Here is a 15,447-nt window from a genome sequence, read left to right on the forward strand (position 1 = left end):
TTCGGCAACCCTGCGTTCAATCAGGCGGTCGGCCCCACCTTCGGCAATGCGTGTGGGGGCCGATCGAGTGCGGTGCTGTTGCACAGGAGGGGAGATCTCATCGGCTGCGTTGTTCTCCCGTCCGGCGACTGGCGCGGAATATGTATCTGTGGCTACAGCGTGTGAAGTAATTAGACCGGTAGCGGCGAGAAATGCGATTGCCAGGCCAAAATCGGAAGTCTTCATCATGTACCTCAGTAATAGGTAGACTCAGCTCACAAATATCCTAGATGAATCGAGGCGGTATTCGGTCGATGAGCATATAAAAACGACGAGAGTTTGTTTTTCTAGAGCTGATTAGATAATAGGGTAAAGGACAGAAGAGTCACTTATGCCTAAGGCTCTCGCGAGGGCATATTCGTATGAAGTGGTCATCCGTTAGTATGACTTTATCGAGTTATTTTTTTACAGCAGGCCTATGCAAGAGTGAGCGTTCCGACAAGTTTCGGGATGCGGTATCGATCAAACCGTGATCAGTGACAGGTCGGAAGCTTATAGTTAGTGGCGTAGTGCGGTCAGACGATTAGCACCGCAGCGCCCGTAGAGCGACGTTCTTCAAGCTCCCGGTGTGCTTCGACTAATTGCTCGAACGGATACACCCTGCTTGGCTCTACTTTGATCATTCCAGCCAAGATGGCGTGGAACAAGTCTGCTGCTGCTGTTGACAGTTGCTGTGAGGTTGCAACGTACACCGGTAATACCGGCCAGGTCAGGTTCAGCGATCGCGGGGCCAGATCAAACGGATTGACGAGAGGCGGACTGCCGGACGCTTTACCGAATACCACGAGTGTTCCTCTTGGCTGCAGTACCGCCAGCGAGTCGACGAAAGTGTCTTTGCCCACGGAGTCGAACACTGCTTTGACCCCGATGGTACTTGTGAGCTCCATGACTCGATCGGCGAAATTTTCCGTTTGGTAGTTGATGACATGTGAGCAGCCCGCATCCAGAGCGACGAGTTTTTTTTCTTCGGAAGACACTGTGCCGATAACCTTTACCCCCAACGCCTTCGCCCACTGTACGAACACCTGGCCCACACCGCCAGCCGCCGCGTGATAAAGCACGGTATCACCTGCTTGCAAATTTACCGTTTCCTTGAGCAAATAACGTGCAGTCAGGCCTTTGAGGAAGCTGGAAGCTGCCTGCTTGTCACTGATGCCGTCAGGAATGATGGTGACGCGATCGGCAGGATAAAGGCACAGCGTCGAGTAAGCGCCATGCACATCGTCGGAGTAAACCACCCGATCCCCCGCCTTGACGTTGGTGACGTCGGCTCCGACCGCCGCCACTACGCCCGCCGCTTCGTTGCCAAGAACAGCTGGAAATGCAGGTACAGGGAACGTTCCACGACGGTAGTAGACCTCCACGAAGTTCAAACCTATGACAGTGTTACGGATCAATACCTGGCCAGGTCCCGGATGGGCGACTTGGATGTCTTCAAACACCAGTACTTCGGGAGGGCCATAGGCATGAATGCGGGCTGCGCGTGCGTTGTTGGACATGTTGTAGATTCCTCGTTACGTCGGCGATGGACCGTTGAACATCACAGTTCTGGCGCGAGCGTTTAAATTTGATAGAAAGCCAAATATGAAGGCGAGCTGATTGTAAAGTATATATTTCAATCGATAATCGATCTTACGACCTACAGACTGTGAAGCACAATTTGACAATTGTTGATGGAGTGGAAGATGAGGCAGTGATAAAGCCGTTTAAAATCCGTAGCAAAGTCAGGGCGGCAGTAGAAACTATACTTTCATATAATGTGACTATACTTAATTGCTCATAATTATTTGCGGTTGTCTGGCACTCTGGTCGAATGTTTTTGGGCGACATTTCCCATCTTAGCCCTTGTGACAATTATTCATTCAAGAGGATTGTTTGATGTTCAACAAATGGGCAGTCAGCTCTTACCAACTGGCGACAGATAGGCCATTGAGCAAATGGGTAGTGTGGATGCCTGTACTGGCGACATCGGCTTATCCATTCTTCCTGAATGCCTTCCACGCTTTGGTTACGAGCGGCGGGCCAGATTCGAATCTAGCGCCCGCTGAGCTACTGTTAGCTATAGTGACAATGCTCGCCGTTTTCGCCATACCGGTCATGGGGCTGGCACTGGCCTGCCTGGGCATTGATCGACGGAACAATACGGCCGCTCAATTGAAGGTGCGACGCTTGGCGCTGTTCATCATCTGCGCGCCGACGCTGTACTGTTTTATCGGGGTTAATCTTATCATGGCAGGCGCGCCGGTACCCGATGAGTGGTTTTGGGTCGCATTGTGGATAGGGATCGGGGCTTTTCTCAGCAGGGACGGAAGGGGAGTGGAGGAATCAATCCGTCCGCTTCGCGCTCTGGCTGCATGGCGAGTGGCTCATGGAATAGCGGGCGCGATCGTGCTTTTATTCATAGCCTTCCACCTTTTTAATCACCTGTTCGGCCTCGCCGGACCGCAGGCTCATGCGCAAGTCATGGAAATAGGTCGAAAAATCTACCGTTCATCTTTGGTCGAACCTATTCTCGTGGTCGCCTTGCTGTTTCAGGTTTTCAGCGGTCTGCGCCTTGCGTGGAACTGGAGTGCGGTCGGAAGCGACAATTACCGGATCTTTCAGGTGGGTTCCGGCGTATTTCTGGCCGTCTTCATTTTGGGCCACCTGAATGCTGTGTTTGTCTTCGCCCGAACGTACGCAGGCATCGAAACTGGTTGGGACTTCGCCTCCGGAGATCCGGTGGGGATGATTCACGACCCTTGGGGCATTCGCTTGCTGCCACATTACTCAATTGGCGTGTTTTTTATCATCACGCATCTGTTTTCAGGACTCAGAGGAGTAATGCTGGCACACGGTGCTTCTCAATTGAAAGCTAATCAAATCTGGTTGGGCGGTGCCGTGTTTGGCGCGCTGATCAGCTTACTCATCATGCTGGGCATCACAGGCGTACGTTTGTTCTGATGCGCTGCCGACTGGAAGGCGTACCCGACTTTGACGATTGATACGGATGGATTTGAGCTGCTGACGGTGTTTGTATGTGTAGCGGACGCGCGCGGTTTCACTGCTGCTGCAGTCATGATGGGCGTAAGTAAATCAGCTATCAGCCACGCCATCCGTCAGTTGGAAAAAAGGGCCGGCGTTCGCTTGTTCAACAGAACAACGCGCAGCGTAGGGCTAACGGAGGCAGGTGAAGTGTTCTATCAGAGAGTGGCCCCCTTGGTTCTCGAGCTCAAAGGGGCATTTACTGATCTGGCCCAAGTGGCTGCCAGACCGTCCGGCACCTTGCGACTGACGTTGTCACGCAGCGCCTATGTGATGTTTCTGGAGCCGCTGGTTAGCAAGTTCCTGACGGCTTTTCCGGAGATCAACCTGGACATTGCCATCGAAAGCCGTGTCGTCGACATCGTCAATGATGGTTATGACGCCGGCATCAGAGTGAACAGCTTCCTTCAACTGGACATGGTGACGGTTCCCCTAGCCACCGACATTCGTATGGCCGTCGTGGCATCGCCCGACTATATCAAGCGTCACGGTGTGCCGAAGGTACCTGCCGATCTCGTGCACCACGATTGTATTCGCTATAACAGCGCCGTGACCGGGTCCCATGAACGGTGGGCGTTTTCATCCGAGGGTCAACACTTTGAAATCGAGACCAAAGGGCGCATTTCGAGCAATGATGGCATGACCCTATTGAGTGCGGCCCTCGATGGATGCGGCTATGGCTATTTTTATGACCGTTATGTTCAGGATTATCTCGCCGACGGCCGTTTGGTCAGGGTTTTGGAAAACTGGAGTCCGAAACGCAGCTTGTCATTGTATTACTTCAGCCGAAGCGCGATGCCGCAAAAGCTTCGCGTATTCATCGATTTCCTGAAACAGTATGAGAATTGAAGTAAGGATCAGCGTCTTAGAACAAGTGGAGCTCTATCAATCAGCTCCCATAACCACAAGGTTGAATTAATTGCCAAATACTCCAATCATTTCGATCGTAGACGACGATGACACGGTGCGAATCTCGCTGGACAGCTTAGTCAGATCAATGGGATACACCGCACGCACCTACGCCTCAGCCGAAGACTACCTTGCGGATTGTGCCCTCGATTCGACCTCCTGCCTCATTTCGGACATCCGCATGCCAGGTATGAATGGCTTGCAAATGTTCGCAGAGCTGCAGGCGCGCGCCATGCGCTTCCCAGTCATTTTTATTACAGCGTGCGTAGGTGAAGCCCTTGAGCTCAGGGCGCAGGAGCTGGGGGCGGTCGGCTACTTCAAAAAACCTTTTGACGGTAAGCAACTCATGAAGCATGTGCAGCATGTGCTCCGAGACGCACAGCTCGAATAACAATCAGCCGACAATTGGCGACATTTTCGCAGTGGCGGCATGCCTGAGGGCGGCGTCCGCGTAACAATTCATGGGGACGATCCAGGGCTTATCGTGACGATCGACCCCCAGCGCTTGCGCCATCTTCACCAGGTCGGCGAAAGAGCGGGCGGACATTCAACGCATGGCCTGACCACGATAAATTTCACGGTGACTTCGGCGAGGTCGATTTCTCCGGTAATCTGTTCGTCACCAATCCCGAGGCCGTAAATGTCTTCATTGTCGCTCTCGGGGTAAGGGACGATGCCAAACAGTTCAACTCGCCATCCAAAAGATTGCGGTAGTCTATCCAAAGCCTGCCATAGCGGCGCGTTATCATCGATGTAAACCAGTGGCTCTGGTCGCGCGGGTTTGTTCATCGAACGGTGTTCTTACATTTGGCATCTATTAAAGCATCAATACTTATTCATCTGATCTGGCTGACCGTATCGGGCCCACTTTCTTCTGGTCCAGCACTGGCGAAAGTAGCGAGCAGTTACGCAGATCCTATAGCTGCGCCCGCGCTTTTTGATGTGCCAAACCTCCCGGAGAAACTGCCGAACGAGGAGGCGCGCGGTCGGACATCGCGGTTCCCGGCATTCTCATACTGAAGTATCAAGCCGCCCCTCCCCAGAGATGAAACCGGTGTCCTGACGTAGGACATACATAGGCCGTCCACCCGCCTAACCTGATCCTACACCGAAGATCGCTGCTCCGGATGGGCGAGCGACACGGCCCTTAACCTCAATGGTCCTTTGACCGGGTGGCCTGACATGATGAACAGAAATGACCTGCGCCGTGCGGACATCAACTTGCTGGTGGTCTTCGAGTCGATGATGCACGAACGAAATGTGACTCGTGTAGGCGAAAAGCTTTTCCTCGGGCAACCGACCATTAGCAGTGCTTTGGGCCGTTTGCGTCTGATGTTTAATGACCCGCTGTTCATTCGTTCGGGGCGCGTCATGGAGCCAACTTCGCGGGCAGAGGAAATTTTCTCTAATCTGGCCCCTGCGCTGGACGGCATTGCAGCCGCCTTGGGGCGCTGCCAAGCGTTCGACCCTTTCACCAGCGACGCCACCTTTCACATGGGACTGTCAGACGACGTTGAGTACGCGTTCTTGCCGGCGCTACTGCGTCGATTGCGCATCGAAGCGCCCAATATGACGCTAGTGGTCCGCCGCGCTGATCACTGGCAAATGCCTCAACTGTTGACATCAGGGGAAGTCTCAGTGGGTATCAGTCATACCTTAGACCTGCCCGCCAACGCCCGCCGCAAATCACTGCGTTTGAGCCGCCCTATGCTGTTGCGTGCCGATTCGAAGCGCGGGGAGTTGGGGCTTGACGAATTTTGCCGCCGCCCACACGCCGTCGTATCGTCGATGGGCAATGTGATTGAAGAAGCTGATCGTGCGTTGTGTCATCTCGGCCGTCAACGCAAGGTGGTACTGACAGTGCCGCAGTTCAGCGCATTGCCAGTGCTGCTGGCCAACAGCGACATGATCGCAATTGTCCCGGACTACATCGCCAGGTCCATGGCACTGATCGACGGTCTGAGCGTTGAATGCGCGCCGCTTGAGTTGCCTCTGCAGGAGTTGACGATGGTCTGGCGGGGGGCAACACATAATGATCCGGGGGAGCGGTGGTTGCGCTCGCGATGCAGTGCATTTCTTTCCGAGCAGGATACGGCGGGCGCCTATCGTGCGCACCCCAGTACCTTTTCTCTGGCTACTGCTTGAAGCTGGCGTTACACCCTCAGCGCGAGAACCGATTGCGATACTCGCGTGGAGAGACCGCTAGATGGCGGCGAAAAGTATCCCTCATTCGTTCTTCATCGCCAAAGCCGCACAGCTGCGCAATTTGATCGATATTACGTCGCGAGTCCTCCAGCATCCGCCGCGCAGCTTCGATGCGAAACATCTCTATGGCTTTTGCCGGCGTGCGACCGACCTTGCGCTTGTACATGCGTGCGAAATTGCGCGGGCTCATCTTCGCTTGTCGAGACAGTGTTTCAACTGTCAGGTGGGAATCGCCCAGATTTGCGCTGATCCACATGTGCAGATCATCGAAGTCCGCACCTTCCTCGGTTTGTGATTGCAGCAGCATGCTGAACTGCGCCTGTCCGCCAGGACGCTTGATAAACATGACCAATTCCCGGGCCACCTGCAGCGCCACTTCGCGACCGCAGTCGGCCTCGACCAAAGCAAGTGCCATATCGATGCCAGTGGTCACGCCTGCGGAAGTCCAAACGGTGCCTTGCTTTATGAATATGGCATTAATATCGACATCGATGGTCGGAAAACCGCTCTTAAGCATGTCGCACATCGCCCAATGTGTGGCTGCACGCAGCCCTTCAAGCAATCCCGCTTGGGCGAGCAAAAAGGTACCGCTGCATACCGAGACTGTTCGCCTCGCTTGGATTGATGCGGTGCGTAACCAGTCGACAAGAGCTGCGCTATCGATCATTGCTTGCCGGATATCGGGTGCGCCCGGCACGATTAGTGTGTCGACGGTTACCGGGTTGACCAGATTCAGAGATGTAGTATCTACGCTCAGGCCTTCGGCGCTGGGTATCAAACCGCCTTCCATGCTCGCCGTATGTAGCGTGTAGCCCGCCAGCCCGCGTTCAGCCATTGCCTTGGATGCGGCCCAGAAGACGGTTTGCGCACCGGTCAGGTCCAGCAGCCCCATTTGGGGATAAGCCAGAAATACCAAGACGCGTGGCCTGCTGATTGGTTCGTGAGAGTTATCGGTTGGGTGAACAAGTGAATTCATGGTGGCTGTTCGGCTCGTTTGATCATGTCCGACTATAGAACATCGTATGGCGGAAGTTAGGTTCCGACTGTCCATGTTAGCGTCTCTCGTGGAGGCAGCTCCAATTCAAAGGGCCACGATTAATCATCGTTAGCCCTTTGGCTTTAGTCCCTGTTTCACTGCATTGTCAACGCCAGTTGATAGTCTCCCTTATCCCCATCAGTACGGGTAATGATCACTGCACCACTGCCTACTTGCAGGGATATGTTCTCGCCCTTAAGTATTGCATTGTCAACTGAATGTGGAAGCGATAAACCCAGCGCTCTTACCGAAAGTCGCTTGGCGGCTTTAATCATTTCACGCTTCGCGTCATCGGCAAGGTTGGGCGATGCGATGTCGATTTTCAGACTGAAACGCTCAGGTACCTGATTGGTGCCTTGTACCATGAAGGCGATGGTATTTCCGCTGGGGCTATCCACCGTGATGGCCCGCACGGAGCTTGAACAACCTTCAGTCCTGTCTGCTTGTATTGACCACGAATCCGCGCGTAATCGGGTATCGCTGAGGACACTGCAGGCTTCGTTTGGGGAGGTAATCCGCAGCTCTGCTACGCAGGTTAATGACAATACTGCGGCGAACGCGGTTAGAAAAAGACGGATCATTAAATGCCTGTGAATTTCGAAAGAAAATCAGGTAGCCAAAGTCTCGGCTTAGCTGTAGCAGGATACCGTTATGTTGGACTCATCTATGTGCGTCGCAACGCAACTCTCTCCTAGCTGGTTTGGATGGCTATCTTCACCCGGCGAGTAAAGTGGATCAAGTGATTATTGTGCGATATTGCTCAACGGTTTGTTGCGCTATTCATCACAATGAATCCAGTTGAAGCTCTTCATACTATTTCAATTTTTCACGCTAGTAGTTCGTATACGTCCGGGCCAGAAAAATTGGCGCTGTAAATGTGCCAACTGAAGAAGATGTCGATATTTGTCTTATTGAGCTGTGTCGACTGGAAAGGGGCGACGGGGTGGAGGTCGGTCAGAATATTCGTTCGCTCCACCGCGATCGCGGCATCGAACACTTAAGGGTTAAAGCCTAAGGGATCAATACCGTCGGATGCGAAACGTCTCATCCTGACGGAATCTGTGAAGTCAGCTACCGGAGCGTCTGACAATATCTTCCTTTCCTTATTGCTGTTGAGCATGGCCGCGCTGGAGAACTCGCCAGTTCGCGCGGTCCAGCTGGGGGATTCGGCGAATCCGAAGTTCATTAGCGTCACGACCGCCAAGAGCATGTACAGGAATTTCATGAAGTTTCTCCGATGTAACAAGGAGCGGCGACAGCACAGCTTAAAAATCATTATCCTATTGAAACCAGATTTGATGCCCTCTACGATCGATTGTTTAACCGATATTCCAGTCTGCAAAATCAATACTTAAGTATTAGTTTCTGGTCGGTTGTAGCGTTCCTGCGATTACCGATGCTAACTACCGGGGGCTCGCTGGGGCACTTAAACTGCGGAGAATAAGACAGATGGCTTTGAATTGAATGGTGAGTTGCTGACTGCGGGAATGTTTTTCCAGCGGCTCATTGGGACGGCAATTGGATCGCCTTTTTGGTATACGCCCTCAGGATCGATAAGCAGGCCATGCTACGATCCGTGCGGCAAATCCGGGCGCTTCTTTCTTTGCCGGTGGATGTTCCAAACACTGACAGTGCTGGCGGTGATGTGTACTGCCGGTTAAGACATCGCGAGGGTAGGGCGTTGACGGACGAAAGCATGGATATCTTGTGGGACGATGGGGAGCGGGTGCTGAGTCGGGGACAGCGCTTTGGCAAACGTGGCTACGAGAATGTGCTGGTTGCCCGGCCCTCCACTGACCAGCCTTTGCTTGCCACCTTGAATCGCCTCACCCACGAGTTCGCACTGAAGGGGGAGCTCAAAGATGAATGGGCCGTACTCCCGATTGAGCTCTTACGCGAAGGTGACCAAACCATCCTGGTGCTCGATGACCCGGGTGGCGAGCCGTTGGCGCGTATGCTCGGCGCCCCTATTGATACCACTGCTTTCTTGCGTCTCGCCATCAGTATCGCGGTAGTGCTAGGCAAGCTTCACCAAAGCGGGCTCGTCCACAAAGATATCAAGCCCACGCATATATTCGTCAATTGCGTTGACGGTGAAGCGCGGTTCACCGGGTTTGGGCTCGCGTCTCGATTGCCTCGGGAGCGGCAGGCCCCGGAGACCATTGCCGGAACGCTTGCCTACATGGCGCCAGAGCAAACCGGGAGAATGAATCGCTCGATCGATTCTCGCAGTGATCTGTACTCCTTCGGCGTCACCCTCTACCAGATGCTGACCGCAGAGCTGCCATTCACGGCCTCGGATCCCATGGAATGGGTGCATTGCCACATCGCCAAAAAGCCGATATCTCCGAGCTTGCGACTTCGTACCGTACCGGAGGCGATCTCGCGGATCGTCATGAAGTTACTCGCCAAGACGGCCGAGGAAAGGTATCAAACGGCGGGCGGAATCGAGCGTGATTTGCAGCGCTGTTTGTCGCAGTGGGAGGTGCAAAGCTACATTAGTAATTTTCCGCTGGATGAACAGGGCTGGTCTGAAAGGCTGCTCATTCCCGAGAAGCTGTACGGACGAGAGAGCGATGTCGAACAACTGGTCTCAGCTTTCGGTCGCGTCGCTGAAGGCGATGTGCCCGAGTGGGTGCTGATCACCGGTTATTCGGGTATAGGCAAATCTTCGGTCGTCAGTGAATTGCATAAAGTGTTGGTGCCTTCTAGGGGACTGCTGGCCTCCGGCAAGTTCGATCAGTACAAACGCAACATTCCTTATTCAGCCCTCGTCCAAGCATTAGAAGGGCTTGTTCGCACGCTTCTCGGGAAGAGCGACACCGAACTGGACCGCTGGCGCACGGCACTGCTTGAAGCACTTGACCTTGAGGGACGGCTCATCACCGATCTGATTCCTGAGTTGAAACTGATTATTGGCGAACAGCCTCTGGTGTCAGAACTGGAGCCACGTCAGGCGCAACGCCGTTTGCTGCTGGTATTTGGACGATTCATTGGAGTGTTCGCCCGGGAAGATCATCCGCTAGTGCTGTTTCTCGACGATTTGCAGTGGCTCGACACTGGAACGCTCGAATTGATCGAGGACCTGCTCACCCGCTCGGCGTTGCGTCACTTTTTGCTGATTGGAGCCTATCGCGATAACGAAGTGGCGGCCGATCACCCTTTGATGCTAAAACTTCAACGGCTCGGGAATTCAGGCATTCCCATCAATGAAATAACATTAACGCCGCTTGCCATAGAGCATATTGAGCAGTTGATCAGCGATGCGCTTCATACCCGGTCGTGGCCGATCAAGCCGCTAGCTCAATTGGTGTACGAAAAAACCGCCGGCAACCCGTTTTTTGTCATTCAATTTCTGCACGTGCTCGCCGAAGAGAAACTTCTAGATTTCGACCACAGGCGCGGGCAGTGGCGCTGGGATACCGATCGGATCCACGCTAAGGGTTACACCGAGAACGTTGTCGACCTCATGGTAGACAAGCTGAACCGCTTGCCGCCTGTGACGCTGAGAGGATTGCAGCACATGGCCTGTCTCGGCAACGTTGTCGATATCTCGACACTGGCGACTGTCATGGTAATTCCCCGTTCGCAGCTATCCAAAGTGTTATGGGTAGCCATACGCCAGGAACTAATCGAACGTTTGGACGGAGTCTATGTCTTCGCGCATGACCGGATTCACGAAGCCGCTTATTCACTGATCCCCACAGAGCTGCTCTCGGCAGCTCACCTGAAGATCGGCCGACTGCTGGTCGCCGAAACGCCTGCGGAAAAACAAGAAGAGGTGATTTTCGACATCGTGGGCCAGCTTAATCGCGGTGCATCGCTGATTACCGAGCAGACTGAACAGGAGCAACTAGCCAGGCTTAACCTGATCGCGGGACAGCGCTCCAACGCTTCGACAGCTTATGATCTGGCGCTCAAGTATTTCACCATAGGCGCACAGTTGATGGGCGACCAGTGCTGGAGTCATCGTCATGAGCTGAAATTCAAACTGGAGCTAAACCTGGCGGAATGTGAACTCCTGACCGGGCAGTTGCTCGTAGCGGACCAGCGGCTTCTTACGCTGGCGGGCCAAGCGAGAACAATCGTCGAACGGGGGAATGTGGCGTGCATGCTGATGAATGTGAACCTGCTTCTGGATCGCAATGATCAAGCGGTTGCTGTCTGCCTGTCGTTTTTGCGACATGTCGGTATCGACTGGTCGGCTCACCCAAACGATGAGGCCGCGCGAGGCGAATATGAGGGCATATGGTCCAGACTTGGAAACCAGACGATTGAGCAGATCATAGATCTGCCCCCTATGGAGGATGCGGTGGCTCTCGCCACACTTCATGCGCTGACCATGCTGTTCTCGCCTGCTTTGCACACGGATGCGAATCTGGCTTGCCTGACGATTTGCAAGGCAATCAATCTCAGCCTCGAGCACGGCAACAGCGATGCCTCCAGCGTGGCGTACGCCAATCTCTCTCTCGTAACCGGTCAGCGTTTCGGCAATTACCAGGTAGGCTTTCGATTTGGCCAGCTCGGATGCCAACTGGTGGAGCGCAGGAACCTCACGCGCTATGAGGCGCGTACTTACTTGTCTTTCGCACTCTTTGTCGCGCGTTGGGCGCAACCTGTCCGCAGCTGTCGCGGGTTGCTGGATCAAGCTTTTGATGCTGCTAACCGCATCGGTGATTTCTCATATGGCGCTTTCGCTTGCAACATTATCGTCTCAAACCTGCTGTTTGCAGGTGAGCCGCTCCCCGAGTTGCAGCATGAAGCGGAACGGCGGCTCGAGTACGCAAGAAAAATGCACTTTGGCCTAGTCATCGACTTCATCGAAAACCAGCTTGCACTGATCCAAATGCTGCGCGGCTTTACGCCGGTATTCGGTTGCCTTGACAGCGAGCAGTTTGATGAGAGCGAAGCTCAATCCCACGTTTCCAAGACTTCGCCGGTGTTGACGTGTTGGTACTGGATCCGGAAGTTACAAGCTCGCTATCTTGCCGGCGACTTAACTTCCGCCCTTGAAGCCGGAGCCCAAGCGCAGCCTCTACTCGAGTTATCGCATTCCTTCCTGGAGGAGGCTGAATTCTACCTGTATGACACGCTGACGAGGGCGGGCTTGTGTTCTGACGCCTCAACGGATGATCGACTGGGACACTTAAACGTTCTTAATGCACACCACGTGAAAATGCAGGCCTGGGCAGATATTTGCAGCGAAAATTTCGCAAGCCACAAGGCACTGGTGGGCGCCGAAATTGCCCGGATTGAAAACCGCCTGGTGCAGGCCGAGCATTTATACGAAGAGGCTATCGATTCGGCGCAGCAAAGCGGGTTTATTCATATTGGAGCTCTCGCCAACGAACAAGCGTCGCGCTTCTACGCAACACGCGGACTCGCGAAGATTGCCCGCCTGTACATGCGCGATGCCCGATATGGCTATCTTCGCTGGGGAGCGGATGGCAAGGTCCGGCAGCTCGACGCAATTTACAGGTATCTGCGCGTGGAAGAGCCCACGTTTAGTCCCGCGATTACCATCGCCACGCCTGTTGAACAGCTTGATCTTGCCACCGTGCTGAAGGTATCGCAGGCCGTCTCAGGCGAGATCGTTCTGGAAAAGCTCATTGATATGATCATGTCGACGGCCATCGAACAAGCCGGCGCCGAGCGTGGTTTAATGGTGCGCATTCAGGGTATCCACCCTCGAGTAGTTGCCGAGGCGACCACTGGCAACAACTCGCCGTGGTTGCAGTTGCATGTGCGCGATGTGCCGGTTAGTGCGACGCTCTTGCCAGAGAGCATTCTCTACCATGTTCTGCGCACGCATGAATGCGTTGTTCTCGACGACGCAATTAGCCAGCCCCAGTACGCTGCGGACCCCTACATTCTGGAGCACTGTGCCCGATCTATTCTTTGCTTGCCGTTAATGAACCAAGCGAAGCTGATTGGCGCGCTATTCCTGGAAAACAATCTCACTGCGGGCGTCTTCAGCCCGTCTCGGATCGCAGTGCTAAAGCTGGTGGCATCACAAGCGGCTATTTCTCTGGAAAACGCCCATCTATACCGCGATGTTGCGGGAAGCGAAGCGAAGATCCGGCGTCTCGTAGACTCCAATATCATTGGGGTTATTTTCTGGAATGCCGATGGCGAGATCACCGATGCCAACGACGCGTTTCTCAGTATGGTGGGATATGAGCGCGAAGACATTGTCTCGGGCCGCATCAGGTGGAGAGATCTGACGGCGCCGCAATATCGTGACGAGAGCGAAAAGACGCTGATAGAGACGCTACGCAATGGAAGCGCCCGTCCTTTTGAAAAGGAATACATCAGAAGGGACGGCAGTTTGTTGCCGATCATCATCGGATTGGCTACTTTCGAGGCAGGTAGCAACGAGGGTGTAGCGTTCGTTCTGGACTTGACCGAACGTAAGCATGCGCAAGAGAAAGCTCGTGAAAGCGAACAGCGTTATCGCAATGTCCAGGTGGAGTTGGCGCACGCTAACCGTGTCGCGACGATGGGGCAGCTCGCGGCCTCGATCGCCCATGAAGTCAGCCAGCCAATTGCCGCAACGGCTATGGGGGCTCACGCTGCGCTGCGATGGATGGCCGCCCAACCGCCCAACTTGGACGAGATAAAGTTGGTACTCCAGAACTTGGTAAAAGATGCTCGTCGCGCGGCGGATGTTCTGGATCGGATCCGAGGACATATCCGCAAGGCCCCACCGCAAAAGGGAGCAATGGAACTCGCCGGAATTATCCAGGAAATGGTCGAATTTACGCGTGGCCAAGCAATCAGCCACTGTGTTTTGGTCCAAACGCGCATCGCTGAGAATTTACCGTCGGTCTTGGGCGATCGTATAGAGCTACAGCAGGTGCTGCTGAATTTGATTCTCAACGCTTTTGAGGCAATGAACAGTGTCGACGACAAGGAAAGACGTTTGACTATCAGCGCAGGGATAGAAGAGCAGGGCAGCGTACTGGTGCAGGTCAGCGATACGGGTCCAGGGTTCGATTCAGGACAGGCCGAGCAGGTATTTACGGCGTTTTATACAACCAAGGCCACGGGGCTGGGCATGGGGTTGTCGATTTGTCGCTCGATTATGGAGGCGCATGGCGGTCGATTGTGGGCGAGTTCAAATCAGCCCCGAGGCGCCATAATACAATTCGCACTGCCGCCCCATACAGGTGCCTGATTGGCCATTAGAATTCTGGGCGCTCTTCTGCGAGTGCTGGCTTGCGCCATCGCAGCCGGCGAAGAACATCAGCAGAGAGGAGAGGGGGCAGGGTTTCAAAGTGGCGGTGTCGGTTGTCGTCGAGCAAGCCAGACAAACATCAAATCCCGTCTAACCCACCGCTTTGCGTCTGTATTGTCCTGGCGACTTCCCGCGAACACTATGGGACGTGACTCCGCTGCTTAAGCCCTCAAGCATTACCGGACTCAGCGCCGTAACCTATTACGATGTGTTCGATTACGTCTGGCATAGCATTCTACCTGTGTAGTGCTCATCGAATTATTCCTTAGAAAACTCGGGTGTTTTGAGGTCACTGATTAAGTCGTTGATTACCGGCGGGTGCAATGAATTCGGCAATGTTGCGCTGCTCATCGAAAAGCGGCTGGACGTTTGAGTCTAAGGCGTACAGGCCGCGGCCATTACCGACCTTGGTAATCAACCCGGTCCAGATTTCATCTTTTTTGATGGTGTCCCACAAGCTCTGTAGGTGCTTTTTAGCATCGAAGGATGGCACACGAGGTTGTGCGGTTGTCTGAGCAATTCTTCCTTGGTGTACCCGTCAGCTTGCAGCACAGTCCGTTGACGTAAGTGATGTTATTTGCAGGTTAGTGTTGGAACCCATCATGGCGTTTTCCGGTGCGCTCAAGACCTTGCGTCGATGGCTTCCATTGTGTCACCCCAATTGAATGGATAGTTTTTGCAGCCAATTGAAATCCGGCACACCCGTGGTTTTACGCGCTTCTATTTTTAGACGTTATAAATCAGTCTTTTGGACTGGTAGCGATGTGAGAAAAAAGAGTATCCGACCCATGACCGGATCCTATAAAGGAGTTCGTGTGGATAGCCGACTCAGCTATCGTGAGGCACCAGGCGCGGACCTTTTCGAATGACTTGCTGTCCCGGTTCGAAGCGGGCATTGGGCGAGCGCACGGCGCGGATTTCGCCTTGGGCGTCCTTCACTTCGTACGCAGTTTCGGTTAGGCCGGCCGCTTCCTGAATCGAGCTGCCGGCAAAAAAT

General features: G+C 54.0%; 11 protein-coding genes. 5 read left to right on the forward strand and 6 right to left on the reverse strand.

Features of this window, described 5'->3' with window-relative positions; all coding sequences use genetic code 11:
* Positions 1 to 554 precede the first annotated feature (554 nt).
* Positions 555 to 1,538, reverse strand: coding sequence for a quinone oxidoreductase family protein (locus OQK_RS21310; RefSeq protein WP_016774172.1), 984 nt, complete (start codon positions 1,536 to 1,538; stop codon positions 555 to 557).
* Between the two features lie 379 nt (positions 1,539 to 1,917).
* Between OQK_RS21310 and OQK_RS21315 the strand changes: the two genes are divergently transcribed.
* The 3 genes from OQK_RS21315 (at position 1,918) to OQK_RS21325 (ending at position 4,363) form a co-directional block, all read left to right on the forward strand.
* Positions 1,918 to 2,982 carry a hypothetical protein gene (locus tag OQK_RS21315; RefSeq protein WP_016774173.1) on the forward strand — a complete coding sequence of 355 codons (1,065 nt, stop codon included), beginning with the start codon at positions 1,918 to 1,920 and terminating at the stop codon, positions 2,980 to 2,982.
* Between the two features lie 30 nt (positions 2,983 to 3,012).
* Entirely contained in the window at positions 3,013 to 3,912 is a 900-nt protein-coding gene (locus OQK_RS21320) for a LysR family transcriptional regulator (RefSeq protein WP_238537236.1), read from the forward strand.
* 70 nt (positions 3,913 to 3,982) lie between these two features.
* Positions 3,983 to 4,363: a response regulator transcription factor gene (locus OQK_RS21325; RefSeq protein WP_016774175.1), complete on the forward strand. Its 381-nt coding sequence runs from the start codon at positions 3,983 to 3,985 to the stop codon at positions 4,361 to 4,363.
* Positions 4,364 to 4,488: 125 nt separating this feature from the next.
* Here OQK_RS21325 and OQK_RS30135 read toward each other — a convergent pair whose 3' ends face one another.
* Positions 4,489 to 4,761, reverse strand: a complete 273-nt coding sequence (locus tag OQK_RS30135; protein WP_177318497.1) for a hypothetical protein — start codon at positions 4,759 to 4,761, stop codon at positions 4,489 to 4,491.
* 393 nt (positions 4,762 to 5,154) lie between these two features.
* Between OQK_RS30135 and OQK_RS21330 the strand changes: the two genes are divergently transcribed.
* On the forward strand, positions 5,155 to 6,117 hold the full coding sequence (locus OQK_RS21330) for a LysR family transcriptional regulator (RefSeq protein WP_016774177.1): 963 nt from the start codon (positions 5,155 to 5,157) through the stop codon (positions 6,115 to 6,117).
* 16 nt (positions 6,118 to 6,133) lie between these two features.
* Here OQK_RS21330 and OQK_RS21335 read toward each other — a convergent pair whose 3' ends face one another.
* From OQK_RS21335 to OQK_RS21345, 3 genes are all read right to left on the reverse strand, one after another.
* Positions 6,134 to 7,153: a GlxA family transcriptional regulator gene (locus OQK_RS21335; RefSeq protein WP_016774178.1), complete on the reverse strand. Its 1,020-nt coding sequence runs from the start codon at positions 7,151 to 7,153 to the stop codon at positions 6,134 to 6,136.
* A gap of 155 nt (positions 7,154 to 7,308) precedes the next feature.
* The gene (locus tag OQK_RS21340; protein WP_162098740.1) at positions 7,309 to 7,794 is read right to left on the reverse strand and encodes a DUF6030 family protein; all 486 of its coding nucleotides are present in this window, start codon (positions 7,792 to 7,794) and stop codon (positions 7,309 to 7,311) included.
* 416 nt (positions 7,795 to 8,210) lie between these two features.
* Positions 8,211 to 8,438: a hypothetical protein gene (locus OQK_RS21345; protein ID WP_016774181.1), complete on the reverse strand. Its 228-nt coding sequence runs from the start codon at positions 8,436 to 8,438 to the stop codon at positions 8,211 to 8,213.
* Between the two features lie 471 nt (positions 8,439 to 8,909).
* On the opposite strand from OQK_RS21345, the gene OQK_RS21350 reads away from it, so the two are divergent.
* Positions 8,910 to 14,390, forward strand: a complete 5,481-nt coding sequence (locus tag OQK_RS21350) for a trifunctional serine/threonine-protein kinase/ATP-binding protein/sensor histidine kinase (protein WP_038862042.1) — start codon at positions 8,910 to 8,912, stop codon at positions 14,388 to 14,390.
* Between the two features lie 349 nt (positions 14,391 to 14,739).
* On the opposite strand, the gene OQK_RS31555 is transcribed toward OQK_RS21350, so the two are convergent.
* Complete coding sequence (locus OQK_RS31555; RefSeq protein ID WP_238537237.1) at positions 14,740 to 14,907, reverse strand: hypothetical protein; 168 nt, start codon at positions 14,905 to 14,907, stop codon at positions 14,740 to 14,742.
* Positions 14,908 to 15,447 lie beyond the last annotated feature (540 nt).

This window comes from Pseudomonas sp. R62 (genome assembly GCF_000257605.1).
Lineage (GTDB): Bacteria > Pseudomonadota > Gammaproteobacteria > Pseudomonadales > Pseudomonadaceae > Aquipseudomonas > Aquipseudomonas atacamensis.

What these genes read in the sequence shown, in the direction of transcription:
- OQK_RS21330 (WP_016774177.1), top strand. Translation starts at nt 5,155, where the DNA reads ATGATGAACAGAAATGACCTGCGCCGTGCGGACATCAACTTGCTGGTG.
- OQK_RS21345 (WP_016774181.1), bottom strand. Translation starts at nt 8,438, where the DNA reads ATGAAATTCCTGTACATGCTCTTGGCGGTCGTGACGCTAATGAACTTC.
- OQK_RS21315 (WP_016774173.1), top strand. Translation starts at nt 1,918, where the DNA reads ATGTTCAACAAATGGGCAGTCAGCTCTTACCAACTGGCGACAGATAGG.
- OQK_RS30135 (WP_177318497.1), bottom strand. Translation starts at nt 4,761, where the DNA reads ATGAACAAACCCGCGCGACCAGAGCCACTGGTTTACATCGATGATAAC.
- OQK_RS21350 (WP_038862042.1), top strand. Translation starts at nt 8,910, where the DNA reads ATGGATATCTTGTGGGACGATGGGGAGCGGGTGCTGAGTCGGGGACAG.
- OQK_RS21340 (WP_162098740.1), bottom strand. Translation starts at nt 7,794, where the DNA reads ATGATCCGTCTTTTTCTAACCGCGTTCGCCGCAGTATTGTCATTAACC.
- OQK_RS21310 (WP_016774172.1), bottom strand. Translation starts at nt 1,538, where the DNA reads ATGTCCAACAACGCACGCGCAGCCCGCATTCATGCCTATGGCCCTCCC.
- OQK_RS21335 (WP_016774178.1), bottom strand. Translation starts at nt 7,153, where the DNA reads ATGAATTCACTTGTTCACCCAACCGATAACTCTCACGAACCAATCAGC.